The sequence below is a fragment of the Micromonospora sp. M61 genome (genome assembly GCF_018070245.1).
Taxonomy (GTDB): domain Bacteria; phylum Actinomycetota; class Actinomycetes; order Mycobacteriales; family Micromonosporaceae; genus Micromonospora; species Micromonospora zamorensis.
Window position 1 is genome coordinate 1 of record NZ_JAGPYA010000025.1, and the last position, 15,342, is coordinate 15,342.

Below are 15,342 nucleotides of genomic sequence, written 5' to 3' on the forward strand. Positions count from 1 at the left end.
CCACCGGTCACCACCGACGGCAGATACCGCGATAGCGCATCCCACTCGACGTCAGACAACTCGTAGCGACGACCCACGCCCTACATCATCCGACAACAAAAATCCTTTGAAGACACCGCCTAGGCCCCAGAAGTCGACGGGCCGGAAGATCCAGCCGAGACCGCCGGGGGCACCCGGGACAGGGCCGGAACGGCCGATGCCGCGCGCCGGTGAGCCCGCGCCGGCGAACCGACGGGCGGGGCGGGATGTCGGCCGGGCCCGCAACGGGTACGGTTGCGGGAAGGCTCCGACGTTCGGGGTCGGCGCGGTCCGCCGCGACCGGCTGCCCAACGGCGGGCGCGAGGTATCCCTCAGGGGGAGGTGCGATGATCCTGCTACGCCGGGTGATCGGTGACGCACTGCGGGCGCGCCGGCAAGGCCAGCAGCGCACGCTGCGTGAGGTCTCCACCGCCGCCAACGTCAGCCTCGGTTACCTCTCCGAGATCGAGCGGGGGCACAAGGAGCCGTCCAGCGAGCTGCTCGCCGCGATCTGCGACGCCCTCGGCGCGCGCCTGTCCGAGCTGCTGCGTGAGGTGAGCGACACCGTGGCGCTCGCCGAGCAGATGCCCGGGGTGCTCGTCTCGATGCAGGAGGAGCAGGCCGATTCCTCGGCCGCGTCCAAGAGCACCAACCGGGGTGTGCGTCAGGTCACCTCCGATGGCAAGGTCGCCGTGTCGGTCCGTCAGGATTCGCCGCTCAAGGCCACGCTGCGCAGTGCCCGCGTCCGCCCGAACGAGCGCGATCGGGACGTGGTCTGCGCGGCCTGAGCCCGTCCTTCCGGTTGACCATGGGCGGGCTGGCCCCGGCCGCGTAGGGTGGCCCGCAGGAGCTGCCGGTGCCGTCGACCGCCCCGTACGGATGCCTCGTTGGCGTTCGGCTGGGACGATGGAGACCGGCCGGTCGTGGTCGGTCGGTCCATCCGGCCCGGCTGTGGTGGAGCGACGCTACTGAGGGGATACCGCGGAGATGGCGAACCCGTTCGTCAAGGGTTGGAACTACCTGATGGCGCTCTTCGGTGCGAAGATCGACGAGCACGCCGATCCCAAGGTGCAGATCCAGCAGGCCATCGAGGATGCCCAGCGGCAGCACCAGGCGCTGGTCCAGCAGGCCGCCGCCGTGATCGGCAACCAGCGTCAGCTGGAGATGAAGCTGTCCCGGCAGATGTCTGAGGTCGAGCGGTTGCAGGGCAACGCCCGACAGGCCTTGGTGCTGTCCGACCAGGCCCGGGCCAAGGGTGACGAGGCCGAGGCTGTGCGGTTCGAGCAGTCGGCGCAGACCCTGGCCACCCAGTTGGTCTCCTCCGAGCAGGCCACCGAAGACCTCAAGACCCTGCACGACCAGGCGTTGGGTGCCGCAGCCCAGGCCCGCCGTGCGGTCGAGAACAACTCGATGATCCTCCAGCAGAAGCTCGCCGAGCGCACCAAGCTGCTCAGCCAGCTGGAGCAGGCCAAGATGCAGGAGACGGTGGCCCGCTCGCTGGAGTCGATGTCGTCGTTGACCGCGCCCACCAACACCCCGTCGCTGGACGAGGTGCGCGACCGCATCGAGCGGCGCTACGCCAACGCGATGGGCCGCGCCGAGCTGGCCGGCAACTCCGTCGAGGGCCGGATGTTGGAGATCCAGAAGTCAACCATCGACTCGGCCGGCTCCGCCCGGCTGGAGCAGATCCGATCCAGCATGGCGGGGGAGCAGCTCGGCGGCGCGTCGCAGCGACCGGCCGTGCCGCAGGGCGAGAAGGCCGGCCCGGCCACCGACCCGACGGCCGCCGCCCGGCTGGACGAGCTGCGCGCCAGCATGGCTCGCGAGCGCGGCACCGGCGACCCGACCGCCGCCGGCTGAACGACCGGACCGAGGGGGTCAGGGTGGCAGCAGACGAGCGGACTCGATACTTCCGGAGGCTGGACCGGCTTCGCCGCTCCGCCCGGCGGTGGAGCGTGCTGGCCGGTGGGCTCGGCGGCGCGGCGGCGGTGCTGACCCCGTACGCCGGCCTTGGTCTGCCCGACGCGGCCTGGGCCGGCGCCGCGGGCAGCGCGGTGGCGCTCGCCGCCTGGCGGTGGATCGACGCGCGCGCCCTGGCCGCCCAGCCAGCGCCTCCCGCACTCGACCCGGCCGAGGCCGCGGCCCGGTCGCGGGCCCGGTTGATCGCCGCCGTCGAGCGGCTGCCGGTCGGCCCGGGCGTGCTGGCCGAGGTTCGCCGGGTCCGCTCCCGGATCGCCCTGCGCGGCACCAGCGCGGGCGAGCAGTGGGCCCGACTGGATCGGGCGGCACTCACCCTGGCCGGGATGGCCCCCCGACTCACCGGGCTGGCCGGGCCGGCCGTGCAGGAGGCCGCCACCGCCGATGCTTCGCTGCGCGACCTGGCCGCACGGGTGGCCAGCGTCGAACGTGCGCTGCGGCTGGCCCCGGCCGACGCCCGGGCGCCGCTGGCCGAGGCGCACGCCGTGCTGACCGGCCAACTGGAGAGCGGGGTCGCGGCCTACGAGCGGCTGGTGGTCGCTGCCGCCGGCTACCTGGCCGAGGACGCCCGACCGGAGGCCGCCCACCCGGCCGCCGACCGGCTCACCGAGGCGACCGACCTGCTGCACGGCGTCGCCGGCGCCCTGGCCGAGCTGCGCGCCGTCGGCACGCCGCTGCGCGCACCGACCCGCTGAGAGCAGCGCCGACCGCCGGCCCGTCGGGCCCCTCACGGTGGCGTCGTGACCAGCACCAGGCCGGTGTACGGCGAATTGCCCACGACGTTGAACGACCGGATCCGGTAGTGGTAGGTCACGCCCCGGGCCAGCCCGGTGTTGGTGAAGCCTCGACCGGTCACGGTGAAGGTGGCGACCTCCCGGTCGAATGCCGGGTCGAGTGCCCGCTGCACGATGAACCCGGACCCGGGGCCGGTGGGTGTGCTCGCCGCCCAGGCCAGGATCACCGTCGCCGTGTCCGGCCCGGGAGCGCTGGCCGTGGCGCTCACCCCGCTGGGGGTGCCGGGTGCGGGTGGGCAGCTCACCGTGGCGACTGTCGACCAGGCCGAGGCGGCGCCCAGGTAGGTGGTCCGAACCCGGTAGTAGTACGTGGTGTCCGGTGCGACGGTGACGTCCAGGTGGTTGTCGCTGACCCCGATCGCCGTGGTGCCCGGGCCGCTGGTGAACGTCGGGTTGGTCGCCCGTTGCACGTCGATGCCGGTGGCGAACGACCGGTTCGACCAGCGCAGCGCCACCCGCAGCGGCGCGGCTGGCGGCAGGGCCGCGACCAGGCCGCTCGGTGCCGCCAGGTGCACCGAGGCGGGCACCCCGTTCGACCAGGACGAGTAGCTGACGGCGTTCTCCGCCCGGATCCGGTAGTGGTACGTCACCCCGGGGGTGACTGTCGCGTCCGTGTACCGGGTGGCGGCGGCCGCGACGGTGATCGTGGTGACCTCGCCGCCGAAGGTCGCGTCGGTGGCCCGTTGCAGCAGGTGGCTGGTGGCAGGTGGGCGCCCGCCGTTGCTGGTCCAGGCCAGGACGATCGCGGGTAGCGCGGTGGCCGAGCCGGGCGCCGGTGTGGCGGTCAGCCCGGTCGGTGCCTTCGGCGCCACCCGCAGCACCAGCGGCCGGGTCATCCCACCGTCGCGGTGGCCGGCGAGGTGGCTGTGCCAGCGGTACTCCCAGCCCAGGTTGACCAGTTGGTTGACCACCGTGGCGGGCCGCCCGTCCGCGGGGCTGACCGGCGTCGACCCGGTGCGCGCCCCGGCCGGGAGGCCCGGGTTGAGCAGCCGGACGCTGTCGCCCAGCTTGAACGGCAGCACCGGGGCGACCGGGCGCAACGCCACCACGACGTCCTCCCGCGGGTTGACCCGGACGACGTCCTTCCAGCCCAGCTCCGTGCCGTGCGGCGGCCGCAGCGTGCCGTCCCAGCCGACCCGGTTGACCACCTGCACGTCGCAGCCGCCGAAGTGCAGCGGCTCGGTCTGCCGGACGTTGCCACTGATCCGCCAGAGTTGGGTGCCATCGGTCGGGGTGCCCACCGGTACGGCGGGATCGGTGGCGAAGAGCACCTCGGTCACCGGATCGGTCGGGCCCAGCGGCAACGTCGTCGGGTTGAGCGGCCCGGCGTGCGGGTGCCCGACGCCGAGCCGGCCGGCCCACCGGCCGTGTTCCGGCTCGAAGACCTGCTGGGCGGCCTTGACCGCGATCGGCAGGGTCACCGGGCCGGCACCGCCCGCCGGGGTGAACGTCACAGTGGTGGCGTGCACCGGCACCGCCGTCTCCGACGTTGTGCGGGTGCCGAACGCCGGGTCGTACGCCGGCTGCGGCACGATCGGCGGGCGTTGGCTGGCCGCGTACGCCAGGGGCAGCCTCTCCCGTAGCCGGGCCAGGTCGTACGGCGGCGCGGGTGTCCCGGTGACCCGGAACTGGAGCAGGGTGCGGGTGTTCGGGCCGTACCCCGGCTCGGTGGGCGGCGGGCCACCCTCGGCGGTCCGGTCCGCTGCGTCGGTGTGCTGGTCGTAGCGGGGGTCGTAGCCCGGCAGCGGAGCGGGGGCGTCGTTGTACAGGATCAGCGTGCTGCCCGGTGGCACGGCGGAGAAGTCGACCAGCACGTCGGCCCGCTCACCCGGGGCGAGCAGCAGGGTGTGCCCGTCGACGTTCAGCACTGTCGGGTCGAGCCGGTCGTACCGGTAGCCGATCGGCCGGTTCGGCAGCACCACCGGGGCGGGCAGCAGCCCGGCCTCGTTGCCGATCTGGATGAACTCGGGCCCGGCCGTGCGCGGGTCCGGCACGCCGCCGTCGCGTCCGTCGGTCGGCCACCCGGCCGGTCGGTCCGCGGCCCGCACGGCGGGCACCATCGGCACCTCGCCGGCGTCGGCGTCGGCGAGCGCGCCGTCGGCCGTCCACATCGCCGCGTCGGAGCAGGCGCGGTAGAGCTGGAGGTTGAGGCTGCGGTCCAGGCAGGCGTTGAGGATCCGGAACCGGTACGCGCGCGGCCGAACCTCCAGGTACGGGTAGGCGACGCCGTTGACGAGCGGGGTGTCGCCGTACGCCTCGGGGACCGCCGACGGGTGCGGCAGCCCCGGGCTCAGCGGCGGTTCGTCCGGCGCGTCCACCGGGTCGTGGTGCGGGTTCGGGGCCCACCCGTCGGTGCGGGTGCCGCCCGGGGTGGGGTTGCGCGACCAGGGGCCGTAGTCCCACCGGCCGGTGGGGTTGCGTCCGCCGGACCGGTACGGGTTCTGCCGCGGCTGGTACACGTGGGGATGCCAGAGGCTTCCCCGGGCACCCCAGCGTTCCCGGTCCCAGGTCGGGTCCTCGGCGGCGAGTTGGGTGTCGTCCGGCACGAACGTCTTGTCCTCGATCACCAGCGGCAGTTGGTCGGCCGGCAGCACGTCGTCGGCGACGAGCTGGTCCTCGGCCGGGTCGGTGAGCAGGTAGAGCGCGAGCTGACCGCCGTAGACGGTGAGCCGGGCCAGGCCGAGGGTGTTGTCGTGCAACCACAGCAGCCGGCCGCTCTGCTCGTTCGGGTAGTAGAGGGTGGTGGCCCCGGCACCCGGCGCCGGCATGTCCGGCACGGGCGTCACGCCCGCCCCGGTCGGGTACGGGGTGATCTCCCCGGCCGGAGTGATCCACTGCCCCGGGTTGCCCGCGCTGGTCCAGCCGGTCTGCGCCCCGGCCAGGTGCAGCACCGCCCGGTTCTGCGGGTACGGGGCCGGCCCGTCCAGCGGGCCGGGACCGGCACCCTCCATCGTGTCGTCCACGGGCAGGAACAACTCGCCGGCCCGGCCGGTGGGGAGCTGGTTGATGAACTTCATCCGGACCGGTCGACCCCGGCGGGCGAGGATCATCGGGCCGAGGTGCCAGGGCCGTTCGGGGGGTGCCACCGTGTTGTGGCCCGTCTCGTCGGTGCCCAGGTTGAGCTGCCGGTAGCCGCGCAGCCGGGTGGCCGGCAGGTCCCGGTGCAGCCGCTGCGCGTACTCCTGGAGGCCGATCTCGTAGTAGTCGCATCCCGGGTAGCTGATGGTGTCCGGGGCTGCCACCGGCAGGTGGCTGCCGAGGTCGGTGCGGCTCTGCTGGCCCGGAACGGGCAGCGGGTCGACGAACTTGCGCAGCCCGCTGCCCGGCACCACCCGCCCTGCGGGGTCACGCGCCGGGCGGGGACTGTGGGCGAAGTTCGGCACGGCACCGAAGCTGCGCGGCACCACGGCCGGGTCCAGACTCGGTGCCGGCGTGGTCTCCTCGGCGGTACGCGCGGCCGGCACGGACGCCGTCCGGCCGTTGGTCTGGCGGGTGGTCCGCTCGAAGAAGGTGGAGCGGAGCCTGCGGAACATCGCCATGACTCTCCCCGGGGTCGGGGCGCGACGTCCGCCACCCCGGCGTGGCGGACCTCGGCACTGTGCTGACGGTCGGTGAGGGTTCAACCGCAGCATGCGACTTCGGCGGCCGGATAGGAATTACCCAATCGTCCGTTTCTGGCGTGGCGTTGGTGAATGGCCGGCCTGGTCAGCCGGTTTCAGGCCGGTCCGGGTGCTCGGGTTGGCAGACCGGACACCAGTAGGTGACCCGTTCGCCCAGCTCCTCCTTGCGGATCGCGGTGCCGCAGCGGCGGCACGGCTGGGCGCGGCGGCCGTACACGTAGCTGGTCTGCCCCCGGTGCAGGGAGCCGGTGCTGCTCTGCGTCCACCGTCCCCGGTTGGCCGCGAGCAACCGTTGCGCGAGGGCCACCATGCCGGGCAGGTCCGGCACCGCGCCGACCGGCGTCCACGGCGACACACCCCGCAGGAACAGCACCTCGCACTTGTAGAGATTGCCCACTCCGGCCAGGTTGCGCTGGTCGAGCAGCGCCTCACCGATGGTCTGCTCCGGGTGGTCGGCGAGCCGGCGGACCGCCTCGGCCGGGTCCCAGTCCGGCCCGAGCAGATCGGGGCCGAGGTGGCCGACCAGTCGGTCCTCCTCGGCGGTCGGCAGCAGGGTCATCTCGTGCAGGTGGTAGCCGACCGCGACAGCGCCGGGGCTGTGCAGCACCACCCGGATCAGGTGCGCGGGCCGTCCGCCCCACCGTTCCCCCGGGGCGTACGCCCGCCAGGCGCCGTCCATCCGCAGGTGCGAGTGCAGGGTCCAGAGGGCGTCGGGCGCGGGTCGCCCTGCGGGACTCCTGTCGGGGGCGCTGAGGCGCAGCAGCAGGTGCTTGCCCCGGCTGGCCGACTCGCGCACGGTCCAGCCGCTGAGATCGGTGGTCGCCAGTTGCGGCACCCGGAAGTCACTTTTGGTGATCCGCGCGCCGGCCAACGCGCGGTGCAGCACGCGCGCGGTGTTCCAGACGGTGTCGCCTTCGGGCACCCTGCCATCCTCCCTCTTTTGAGCAATATTCGCATGTGTCGCTATTTGTACACAGCTTCCTCATGATCTCCCGACATGCGAAGGTCAGGGGGTTCTGAGGAGAATGCCCATGACGCGACCTCGTTGTCGTATTCCATCCGTCGCCCTCGTCGCCACTCTCTCCCTGTTGCTCGCCGCCGCGTTCCTGCCCGCCACCAGCGCAGACCGGGCCACACCCGTCGCCGGCAGTCCGATCATCCTCACCGCCGGGGCGCCCGGTGGCGAACGGTGGGACGTCGATGTCTCGGTCGTCGACCGCGACGACGTCAACGTCCGCCGCACCTCTGCCGGGCTGCGACTGCGGGAGGCCAGGGCCACCGGCCACCGCGCCCGAAGCCCACACAGCGCAGTCGCCGAAGGCATGCTGCTGACCACGCCCCGCACCCTGGCCCGACCGGCCACCCGGGTCCGCGCCGAGATCAGCGCCTCGGTCCCCGGTGGGGCGACAGTGGAGGCGCAGGTCCGCGGCTGGCGGACCGCCGGCTGGACGGAGTGGCAGGCCGCCACCGGCGGTGCGGTCTTCGACCGGCCGGTCACCCGGGTGCAGACCCGGGTGGTGCTGACCGCGCCCAACGGCGGGGCCACCGCGACCGTGAGCGGCGTGCGGCTCACCGCCGACGCGACAGCCGCCGTCTCCGCCGCCACGCCCGGCCGCACCTACCGGGTGTACGCCACCCGTATCGGGTTGGTCGGCGAGGTGACCGCCAACGGCCGTACCGTGCAACCCCGGGACCACTTCGTGGCACTCCCGTCGCGGCGCGGTCTCTCCCCACTCAACACCGGCGACTACACAGTGCGGGTCTGCACGACCAGCGGCGCCCGCTGCGAGTACGCCCCGGTCTGGGACGTCGGTCCGTGGAACACCCGCGACGACTACTGGAACCCCTCGTCGGTGCGGGAGAACTGGAAGAACCTGCCGCAGGGCCGGCCCGAGGCGCAGGCCGCGTACCAGTCCGGCTACAACGGCGGGCGGGACCAGTTCGGGCGTACGGTGCTCAACCCGGCTGGCATCGACCTGGCCGACGGCACCTTCTGGGACGGCCTGCGGTTGACCACGAACGCCTGGGTGGACGTCGCCTACCTGTGGACCGGCGGCGGGCCGCGTGGCGTGGTCGGTGACGGCCCGCTCAACATCCGCTCCGGGGCCAGCACGTCGTACGCGACCCGTGGTCTCGCCGCCCGGCTGGCCCACGTGCCGATCCAGTGCTACGTCACCGGTCAGTCGGTGGCCGGCCCGTACCGCACCACCACCCGCTGGAACCGCCTGACCACCGGCCAGTACGTCAGCCACGCCTACATTTCGAGCGTGTACGGCGGCAGCGTGCCGGTCTGCTGACCCGTGCCCGCCCCGTCGAGTGCTGCGTCAGGGGCGCTCGTCGGGGCGGGCCTGGCGCACCATGTCCTGGTAGCGCGGGTGGCTGGCACCGTAGACGGCGTAGTTGAGTCGAGCGTGCGAGAGGCTCAGGTCGCCGTTGGGGCCACCCCGGACGGCGTCGGCGTCCGCGTCGGTCTGGCCGTCGTCGGTCCAGAAACAGACCGGGCAGGTCCCCCCGCCGGTCCGGGATGCACAGCAGGGACAACCCACGGGAACCACTTGTTCACCCACCGGGGCAGCATTCCACAGTCGAACATCGGCCCGATACCCGCAGGAGGTCCCTCGGGAGACACCCCGGGGAGGCCCACCGTGGGCTAACGCCCGGCGTCGGGCCGCCACTCGTACGGGCCGCCCCACTCGCGCTCGTGCAGCGCGTCGACCGCCGTCCGCTCGTCGGGTCGGATCGCCCGTACCTCGAACCCACCCACGCCCCGGCCTCCGCTCGTCGCCGTCGCCGCCCTGCCGGCCGGGATCGTACCCGCGTCGAGTGGTCCAGCGGTGGGTGGCGGATACGGGACAGCGCAGTGACCGACCGGCCCCTCCCGTCGCCGGAAGCCGTTGGGCAGACTGCCCTGGTGACAATTCGGAGCCTGCCCGCCGTCGGAGCCCTGCTGGTCGCCGTTGCCCTCACCGCCGGTTGCGGCAGTGACGACGACGGCCGGTCGAGCGCAGCCCCATCCGCCTCGTCCGAGGTGACCCCCACCGGCGTTCCGAGCGCGCCGACGTCCCCCACCACGAGCGCGCTGGTCGCCCCGGTGTCACCTTCCGCCGGGGCGCAGGGTCCGACCCAGCGCCGACCGGCCAGCCCGCCACCGGTGGTGCTGCCAAAACGGCCGGCCAGTGCGCCCGGTGCGAAGCAGGTCGTCGACGCCTTCCGGGCCGCTGGCCTGAAGGTACCGCGCCCGAAGGATCGTTCCGTCGACTGTGGCCCGGATGGCCTCGGTCTGGGCTGCTCCGAGCTGATCGCCACCGACGCGGTCACGGTCTACGTGTTCCCGGACGACACCAGTGCCAGTGACATCGCGGAAACCTGGGGCGGCCAGTCGTACCAGCGTGGCGCGGTGGTGCTGAACTATCTGGAGGCGAAGACCCCGGCGGCTGACCGCCCGCGCTACGAGAAGGTGCTCGACGGCCTGCGCTGAGCACCGGGCCTGGCGTCGGCGCGGCCGGGGCATGTCGCTCTTCTCGGTGTGATGCCTGTGAGTCATCTTGATGACTCACAGGCATCAGGGTCTGTGTGGCATCGCCCGACAAGCGCCGAGCGGGCGGTCGGGCGCGGCCGGGCGGGCTGGCGGGTCAGCCGCGCAGGCGGAGGCCGCGGGGGGTGGCCCGGAAACCGGCGGCGGTCAGCGCGTCGCGCAGCGGTGAGGAGTGCACCGCCTCGCCGTCGGCCCGCTCCACCGACATCGCGCCCAACGCCCCGGAGTGAACGGCGTCGGCGAGCGCCTTGCCGGCCGCGGCCAGGGTGTCGGTGTCGTCGCTGAAGGAGAGCAGCGTGCGGCCGCCGCGTTCGACGTAGAGGACGAGGTCGCCAGCAACCTGCACCACCAGCGCACCGGCCTTGCGGCCGGCCCGGTGCCCGGTCGCCGGGGCGGCCCCGTCGCCGGAGTCGAGCACCCGTTCCGGCCAGGGCAGCGCCGCGCCGTACGGGTTGGCGGGGTCGGTGGCCGCGAGCACCGTGGCTGGGGTGCCCCGGCCCCGGGCACCGTCGGCGGGCTCTGCCAAGGCGCGCAGCCGGTCCACCGCGCCGGGCACCGCGAACTGCGCCGCGCCCAACCCTTCGACGAAGTAACCCCGACGGGCCGCGCCACGCTCCTCCAACGCCGACAGCACCGGGTAGACCGCCGAGAAGCCGCCGACCACCTGCTCGGCCATCACCGCGCCGCGGGTGACCACCCCGTGCCGCTCCAGCAGGACGTCGGCGAGCGCGGCGGCACGTCGCGTCGGGTCGACGTCCCGTTCCGGGAGGCGTGACCAGCGACCGGCGACGGTCGGCGGACCACCCCGGGTGGGCAGCGCCACCCGACCGGGCCGCCGGTAACGGGTGCGCGGCGCGGAGGGCCGCGAGCGGTGTGCCCCGCCCGCACCGAGCACCGCGCGCAGCGGCGCCAGGGTGTCGTTGGTGAGGTGCCCGGCCCACACCAGATCCCAGATCACTGTGGTCAACGCCGCGTCGTCGGTCGAGCCGACCCGGTCGGCCAGCGGCCGGAAGAACAGCGCCTGCCCGTCGCCGAGCGCGTCGAGCACCGCGTCGTGCAGCGGAGTGCGGGTCAGCGCCTCGTCGGGCGGCGGGAGCAGCAGCGGTGCGGCGTCCGCGTACGCGAGGGTGACCCAACCGTCGCCGCCGGAGATCGCTCCCGACCCGGCCCAGAGAACCTCCCCGCTGGCGCACAGCTCGTCGAGCTGGGCAGGGGAGTAGTCGGCGACCCGACCGGGCAGCACCAACCGCTCCAGGGCGGACGCCGGCACCGCAGCGCCCTGCAACTGCTCCACCGTCGCGGCGAGCGCCTCCACACCTCGGGCGGACGAGCCGACCTGCTGCCAGCGGGGCAGGAACGCGGCCAGCGCCCGGGGTGGCACCGGCTCAATCTCCCGGCGCAGCGCCGCGAGCGAGCGGCGGCGCAGCATCCGCAGCACCTCGGCGTCGCACCACTGAGCGCCGGCCGAATCCGGGGTGAACTCACCGGAGACCACCCGCCCGGTGGCACCGAGCCGACGCAGCGCCTGCTCGACGACGAACACGCCCAACCCGAAGCGGGCCGCGCAGCTGGCCGCGGCGAACGGCCCGTGGGTGCGGGCGTAGCGGGCTACCAGGTCACCGAGCGGATCGGCCACCGGGGCGAGGTATGCCTCGGCTACCCCGACCGGCAACGCCACGCCGAGGGCGTCGCGCAGACGGGCGGCGTCCTCGACACCCACCCAGCGCTGTTCGCCGGCGATGCGGACCCGCAGCACGCGGCGGGTCGCCTCCAGCTCGGTCAGCCAGGCCTCCGGCACACCCCGCTCGGTCAACTCGGCGTCGCTCAGGTCGCCGAGCACCCGCAGCAGCTCGACGACGTCCTCCGCATCGCGGGGGCGGCGCTGCTCGGTCAGCCAGCGCAGCTGCCGATCGGTCTCGGTGAGCACGGCCGGGTCGAGCAACTCGCGCAGGTCGACCCGGCCCAGCAGCTCACCGAGGAGGGTGGAATCCAGGGCGAGCGCGGCGGCGCGACGCTCGGCGAGCGGCGCGTCGCCCTCGTAGAGGAACGCGCCGACGTAGCCGAAGAGCAGCGACCGGGCGAACGGCGACGGCGCGCTGGTCTCGACCTCGACCAGCCGCACCTTGCGGGTGGCCAGGTCGCGCATCAGGCCGGCCAGCGCCGGCTGGTCGAAGACGTCCTGGAGGCACTCCCGGGCAGCCTCCAGGGTGACCGGGAAGTCCGCGTACTCGCGGGCGACGTCGAGCAGTTGCGCGGCGCGTTGGCGCTGCTGCCAGAGCGGCTGGCGGCGGCGCGGGTCGCGGCGGGGCAGCAGCAGCGACCGGGCGGCGCACTCCCGGAAGCGGGCGGCGAAGAGCGCGGAGGTGCCGACCGACTCCTCCACGAGCTGGGTGATCTCGTCGGGCTCGAAGACCACCACGTCGGCGCCGGGCGGCTCGTCCGCGGTGTCCGGAAGTCGGACCACGATGCCGTCGTCGGAGGGCATCACCTGGGCGTCCACCCCGTACCGTTCGGCGAGCCGGCGGCCCACGGCGAGCGCCCACGGCCCGTTGACGCGGGCGCCGAGGACGCTGTGCACGGCGAGCCGCCAGTCGCCCAGCTCGTCGCGGAACCGCTCGACCACGACCGTGCGGTCGTCGGGCAGCGAGCGGGTGGCCTCCCGCTGCTCGCGCAGGTAGGCCATCAGGTTGCTGGCGGCCCAGTCGTCCAGACCGCCGTCACGCAGGGCGGCCAGGGCCGCCTCGTCAGTCTGTCGCAGCAGGGTGCGCACCCGGGCGCCGATGGCCCGGCCCAGCTCCACCGGCCGGCCAAGCTGGTCGCCCTTCCAGAACGGCATCCGCGCGGCCTGACCGGGGGCGGGCGAGACCAGCACCCGGTCGGGCGTGATCTCCTCGATGCGCCAGGAGGAGGAGCCGAGCAGGAAGACGTCGCCGACCCGGGACTCGTAGACCATCTCCTCGTCCAGCTCGCCCACCCGGGCGGCCCGCTCGGCGCCGGCCAGGAACACCCCGAACAGGCCCCGGTCGGGAATCGTGCCGCCGCTGGTCACGGCGAGCCGCTGCGCGCCGGGACGGCCGGTGAGCAGGTCGGTGGCCCGGTCCCAGACCAGTCGGGGGCGTAGCTCGGCGAAGGCGGTGGACGGGTAACGGCCGGAGAGCATGTCCAACACGGCGTGCAGCGCGGAGTCGGGCAGCTCGGCGAAGGGCGCGGCCCGGCGGACCAGCACGGCCAGGTCGCCCAGCGGCCACGGCTCCAGTGCCACCATCGCGACGATCTGCTGGGCCAGCACGTCCAGTGGGTTGCGTGGGTAGTGCAGCTCCTCGATCGCGCCGTCGGCCATCCGCTCGGCGACCACCGCGCAGGAGAGCAGGTCGCCGCGGTGCTTGGGGAAGACCACCCCGCGCGAGATCGCGCCCACCTGGTGCCCGGCCCGGCCGACCCGTTGCAGGCCGGAGGCCACGCTGGGCGGCGCCTCGATCTGCACCACCAGGTCGACAGCGCCCATGTCGATGCCCAGCTCCAGGCTGGAGGTGGCCACCACCGCCGGCAACTGGCCGGACTTGAGCGCCTCCTCGATGTGTTTGCGCTCCTCCCGGGAGACGCTGCCGTGGTGGGCGCGAGCGATCACCGGCGCCGCGCCGGTGGCCGCGCCGGACTGGGCCATCACCTCGGCCGGCGGCCGGTTGCGCACCGGACCGGCCGGGTCACCCCACCGCTGCGCGCCACCCGCCGGGTCGTCGCCGGCCGGCAACCCTTCCGGTACGCCGATCGCGCCGTCGTCCGACGCGGCGGCCACCGCCTCGGCGGCCAGCTCGTTGAGCCGGGCGCAGAGGCGCTCGGCGCTGCGGCGCGAGTTGGTGAAGACGATGGTCGAGCGGTGCTGCCCGATGAGGGTGAAGACCCGCTCCTCCACGGCCGGCCAGATCGACGCGCGGCGTGGCCCGAGGCCGCCGAGGTCGTCCTCCGGTTGCTCCTGCTCGTCCAGGCGGGTCATGTCCTCCACCGGGACCTGCACGCTGACCTCGATGGTCTTGGCGGTGGCCGGCTGCACCACGTCGACCGGGCGGGCGCCGCCGAGGAACTGCGCGCAGGCGTCGATCGGGCGGACGGTGGCGGAGAGCCCGATGCGCTGCGCCGGAGCGGGCAGCAGCTCGTCGAGGCGTTCGAGGGAGAGGGCGAGGTGGGCGCCGCGTTTGCTGCCGGCCACCGCGTGCACCTCGTCGACGATCACCGTCTGGACGCCGCGCAGCGAATCGCGCGCCGCGGACGTGAGCAGCAGGAACAACGACTCGGGAGTGGTGATGAGGATGTCCGGTGGGGTGCGGGCGAAGGCGCGCCGCTCGTCGGCCGGGGTGTCGCCGGTGCGCATGCCGACGGTGATGTCGGGCGGTGCGACGCCCAGCCGTGTCGCTGCCTGCCGGATCCCGGCCAGTGGGGCGCGCAGGTTGCGCTCCACGTCGACGGCGAGGGCCTTGAGGGGGCTGACGTAGAGCACGCGACACCGCTGGCGGGCCTCGGCCGGTGCCGGCTCGCGGGCGAGTCGGTCCAGCGACCAGAGGAAGGCCGCGAGCGTCTTGCCCGAGCCGGTGGGTGCCACCACGAGGGCGTTGCGACCGGCTGCGACCGAGCGCCAGGCGCCGGTCTGTGCGGCGGTGGGAGCGGCGAAGGCGGCGTCGAACCAGGCGCGGGTGGCCGGACCGAACCCGGCGAGCACCGCGCCGGCGTCTGCGTCTGCCCCGGTCACCGATCCATCGTGCCCCGCCGGTACGACAACCACGAGCGACCCCGGGGGAATGCGCCCCGAGACTAGCAAAAAGCGTGGAAGGTGCGCTTGATCCGTTAAGTCTCACTTAACTGCTTGCTTGTACGGAGCAACATAAAGTAACTTCACCCGCAACGCGAACCGGGGTGAGGGGATTTGATGGCCGGCGAGCAGCGCACCATCGAACCGGGCACCGACGTGCTGATTCGCAAGGTCGACAGCCACCTTGCCGCACTCCGTGGCGGCCTGCACGGCCCCGAGCTCGACCTTGCCGAACGCCTCGCCCACTGCCTGCGGGAGCTGGTCCTCTGCACCGCCCAGGCGAGCGCCGCCGATCGCGGCCAGGTGCGCGTCGCCGTCCACTACTTCGTGCTGCGCCGGGAGAGCCGAGGCCGGTTGCTGTCGGTGCGCTCACTGGCCGCCGCGGAACGGGTTGTCGACCGGGTCGCGCGTCAGCTCGGCCGCCTCGACCTGCTGGCCGAGCTGCGCCGCGACCGCCCCGCACCCGACGATGCCCAACCCCTGGCCAACACCCTGCTTCACTGACGAATTCTGGCAAAACCGCCCGGAGGGCCACGAACTGGCGTCTGATCGCTGCTAGGCGCCACCGCTGCACGGGCGTCGGCCACCTCGATC

Annotated in this window: 10 protein-coding genes; 6 read left to right on the forward strand and 4 right to left on the reverse strand. The window is 73.8% G+C overall.

Features of this window, described 5'->3' with window-relative positions; all coding sequences use genetic code 11:
- The first annotated feature begins 365 nt into the window (after positions 1–365).
- From KBX34_RS16235 to KBX34_RS16245, 3 genes are all read left to right on the forward strand, one after another.
- Positions 366–806: a helix-turn-helix domain-containing protein gene (locus KBX34_RS16235; protein ID WP_088946732.1), complete on the forward strand. Its 441-nt coding sequence runs from the start codon at positions 366–368 to the stop codon at positions 804–806.
- A 199-nt stretch (positions 807–1,005) separates the two neighbouring features.
- Positions 1,006–1,878: a PspA/IM30 family protein gene (locus tag KBX34_RS16240; RefSeq protein WP_088946733.1), complete on the forward strand. Its 873-nt coding sequence runs from the start codon at positions 1,006–1,008 to the stop codon at positions 1,876–1,878.
- 23 nt (positions 1,879–1,901) lie between these two features.
- Entirely contained in the window at positions 1,902–2,690 is a 789-nt protein-coding gene (locus KBX34_RS16245) for a hypothetical protein (protein WP_088946734.1), read from the forward strand.
- A gap of 32 nt (positions 2,691–2,722) precedes the next feature.
- Here KBX34_RS16245 and KBX34_RS16250 read toward each other — a convergent pair whose 3' ends face one another.
- Positions 2,723–6,328: a hypothetical protein gene (locus KBX34_RS16250; protein WP_210925678.1), complete on the reverse strand. Its 3,606-nt coding sequence runs from the start codon at positions 6,326–6,328 to the stop codon at positions 2,723–2,725.
- Between the two features lie 166 nt (positions 6,329–6,494).
- Positions 6,495–7,331, reverse strand: coding sequence for a DNA-formamidopyrimidine glycosylase family protein (locus KBX34_RS16255; protein WP_210792227.1), 837 nt, complete (start codon positions 7,329–7,331; stop codon positions 6,495–6,497).
- A gap of 109 nt (positions 7,332–7,440) precedes the next feature.
- Here KBX34_RS16255 and KBX34_RS16260 point away from each other — a divergent pair, with 109 nt between their 5' ends.
- Positions 7,441–8,706 carry a hypothetical protein gene (locus KBX34_RS16260; protein WP_210792229.1) on the forward strand — a complete coding sequence of 422 codons (1,266 nt, stop codon included), beginning with the start codon at positions 7,441–7,443 and terminating at the stop codon, positions 8,704–8,706.
- 27 nt (positions 8,707–8,733) lie between these two features.
- On the opposite strand, the gene KBX34_RS34270 is transcribed toward KBX34_RS16260, so the two are convergent.
- The gene (locus KBX34_RS34270) at positions 8,734–8,976 is read right to left on the reverse strand and encodes a CPCC family cysteine-rich protein (protein WP_088946738.1); all 243 of its coding nucleotides are present in this window, start codon (positions 8,974–8,976) and stop codon (positions 8,734–8,736) included.
- 344 nt (positions 8,977–9,320) lie between these two features.
- On the opposite strand from KBX34_RS34270, the gene KBX34_RS16270 reads away from it, so the two are divergent.
- Positions 9,321–9,887, forward strand: a complete 567-nt coding sequence (locus KBX34_RS16270) for a hypothetical protein (protein WP_210792232.1) — start codon at positions 9,321–9,323, stop codon at positions 9,885–9,887.
- Positions 9,888–10,041: 154 nt separating this feature from the next.
- Here KBX34_RS16270 and KBX34_RS16275 read toward each other — a convergent pair whose 3' ends face one another.
- Positions 10,042–14,688 (reverse strand): ATP-dependent helicase, encoded by a 4,647-nt coding sequence (locus KBX34_RS16275; protein WP_210925680.1) that lies wholly within the window; start codon positions 14,686–14,688, stop codon positions 10,042–10,044.
- 177 nt (positions 14,689–14,865) lie between these two features.
- Between KBX34_RS16275 and KBX34_RS16280 the strand changes: the two genes are divergently transcribed.
- A complete protein-coding gene (locus KBX34_RS16280; RefSeq protein WP_088946742.1) occupies positions 14,866–15,252 on the forward strand; it encodes a hypothetical protein in 387 nt (128 codons plus the stop codon).
- Positions 15,253–15,342 lie beyond the last annotated feature (90 nt).

Coding starts and splice junctions, on each gene's coding strand:
- KBX34_RS16280 (WP_088946742.1), top strand. CDS start 14,866: ATGGCCGGCGAGCAGCGCACCATCGAACCGGGCACCGACGTGCTGATT.
- KBX34_RS16235 (WP_088946732.1), top strand. CDS start 366: ATGATCCTGCTACGCCGGGTGATCGGTGACGCACTGCGGGCGCGCCGG.
- KBX34_RS16260 (WP_210792229.1), top strand. CDS start 7,441: ATGACGCGACCTCGTTGTCGTATTCCATCCGTCGCCCTCGTCGCCACT.
- KBX34_RS16240 (WP_088946733.1), top strand. CDS start 1,006: ATGGCGAACCCGTTCGTCAAGGGTTGGAACTACCTGATGGCGCTCTTC.
- KBX34_RS16250 (WP_210925678.1), bottom strand. CDS start 6,328: ATGGCGATGTTCCGCAGGCTCCGCTCCACCTTCTTCGAGCGGACCACC.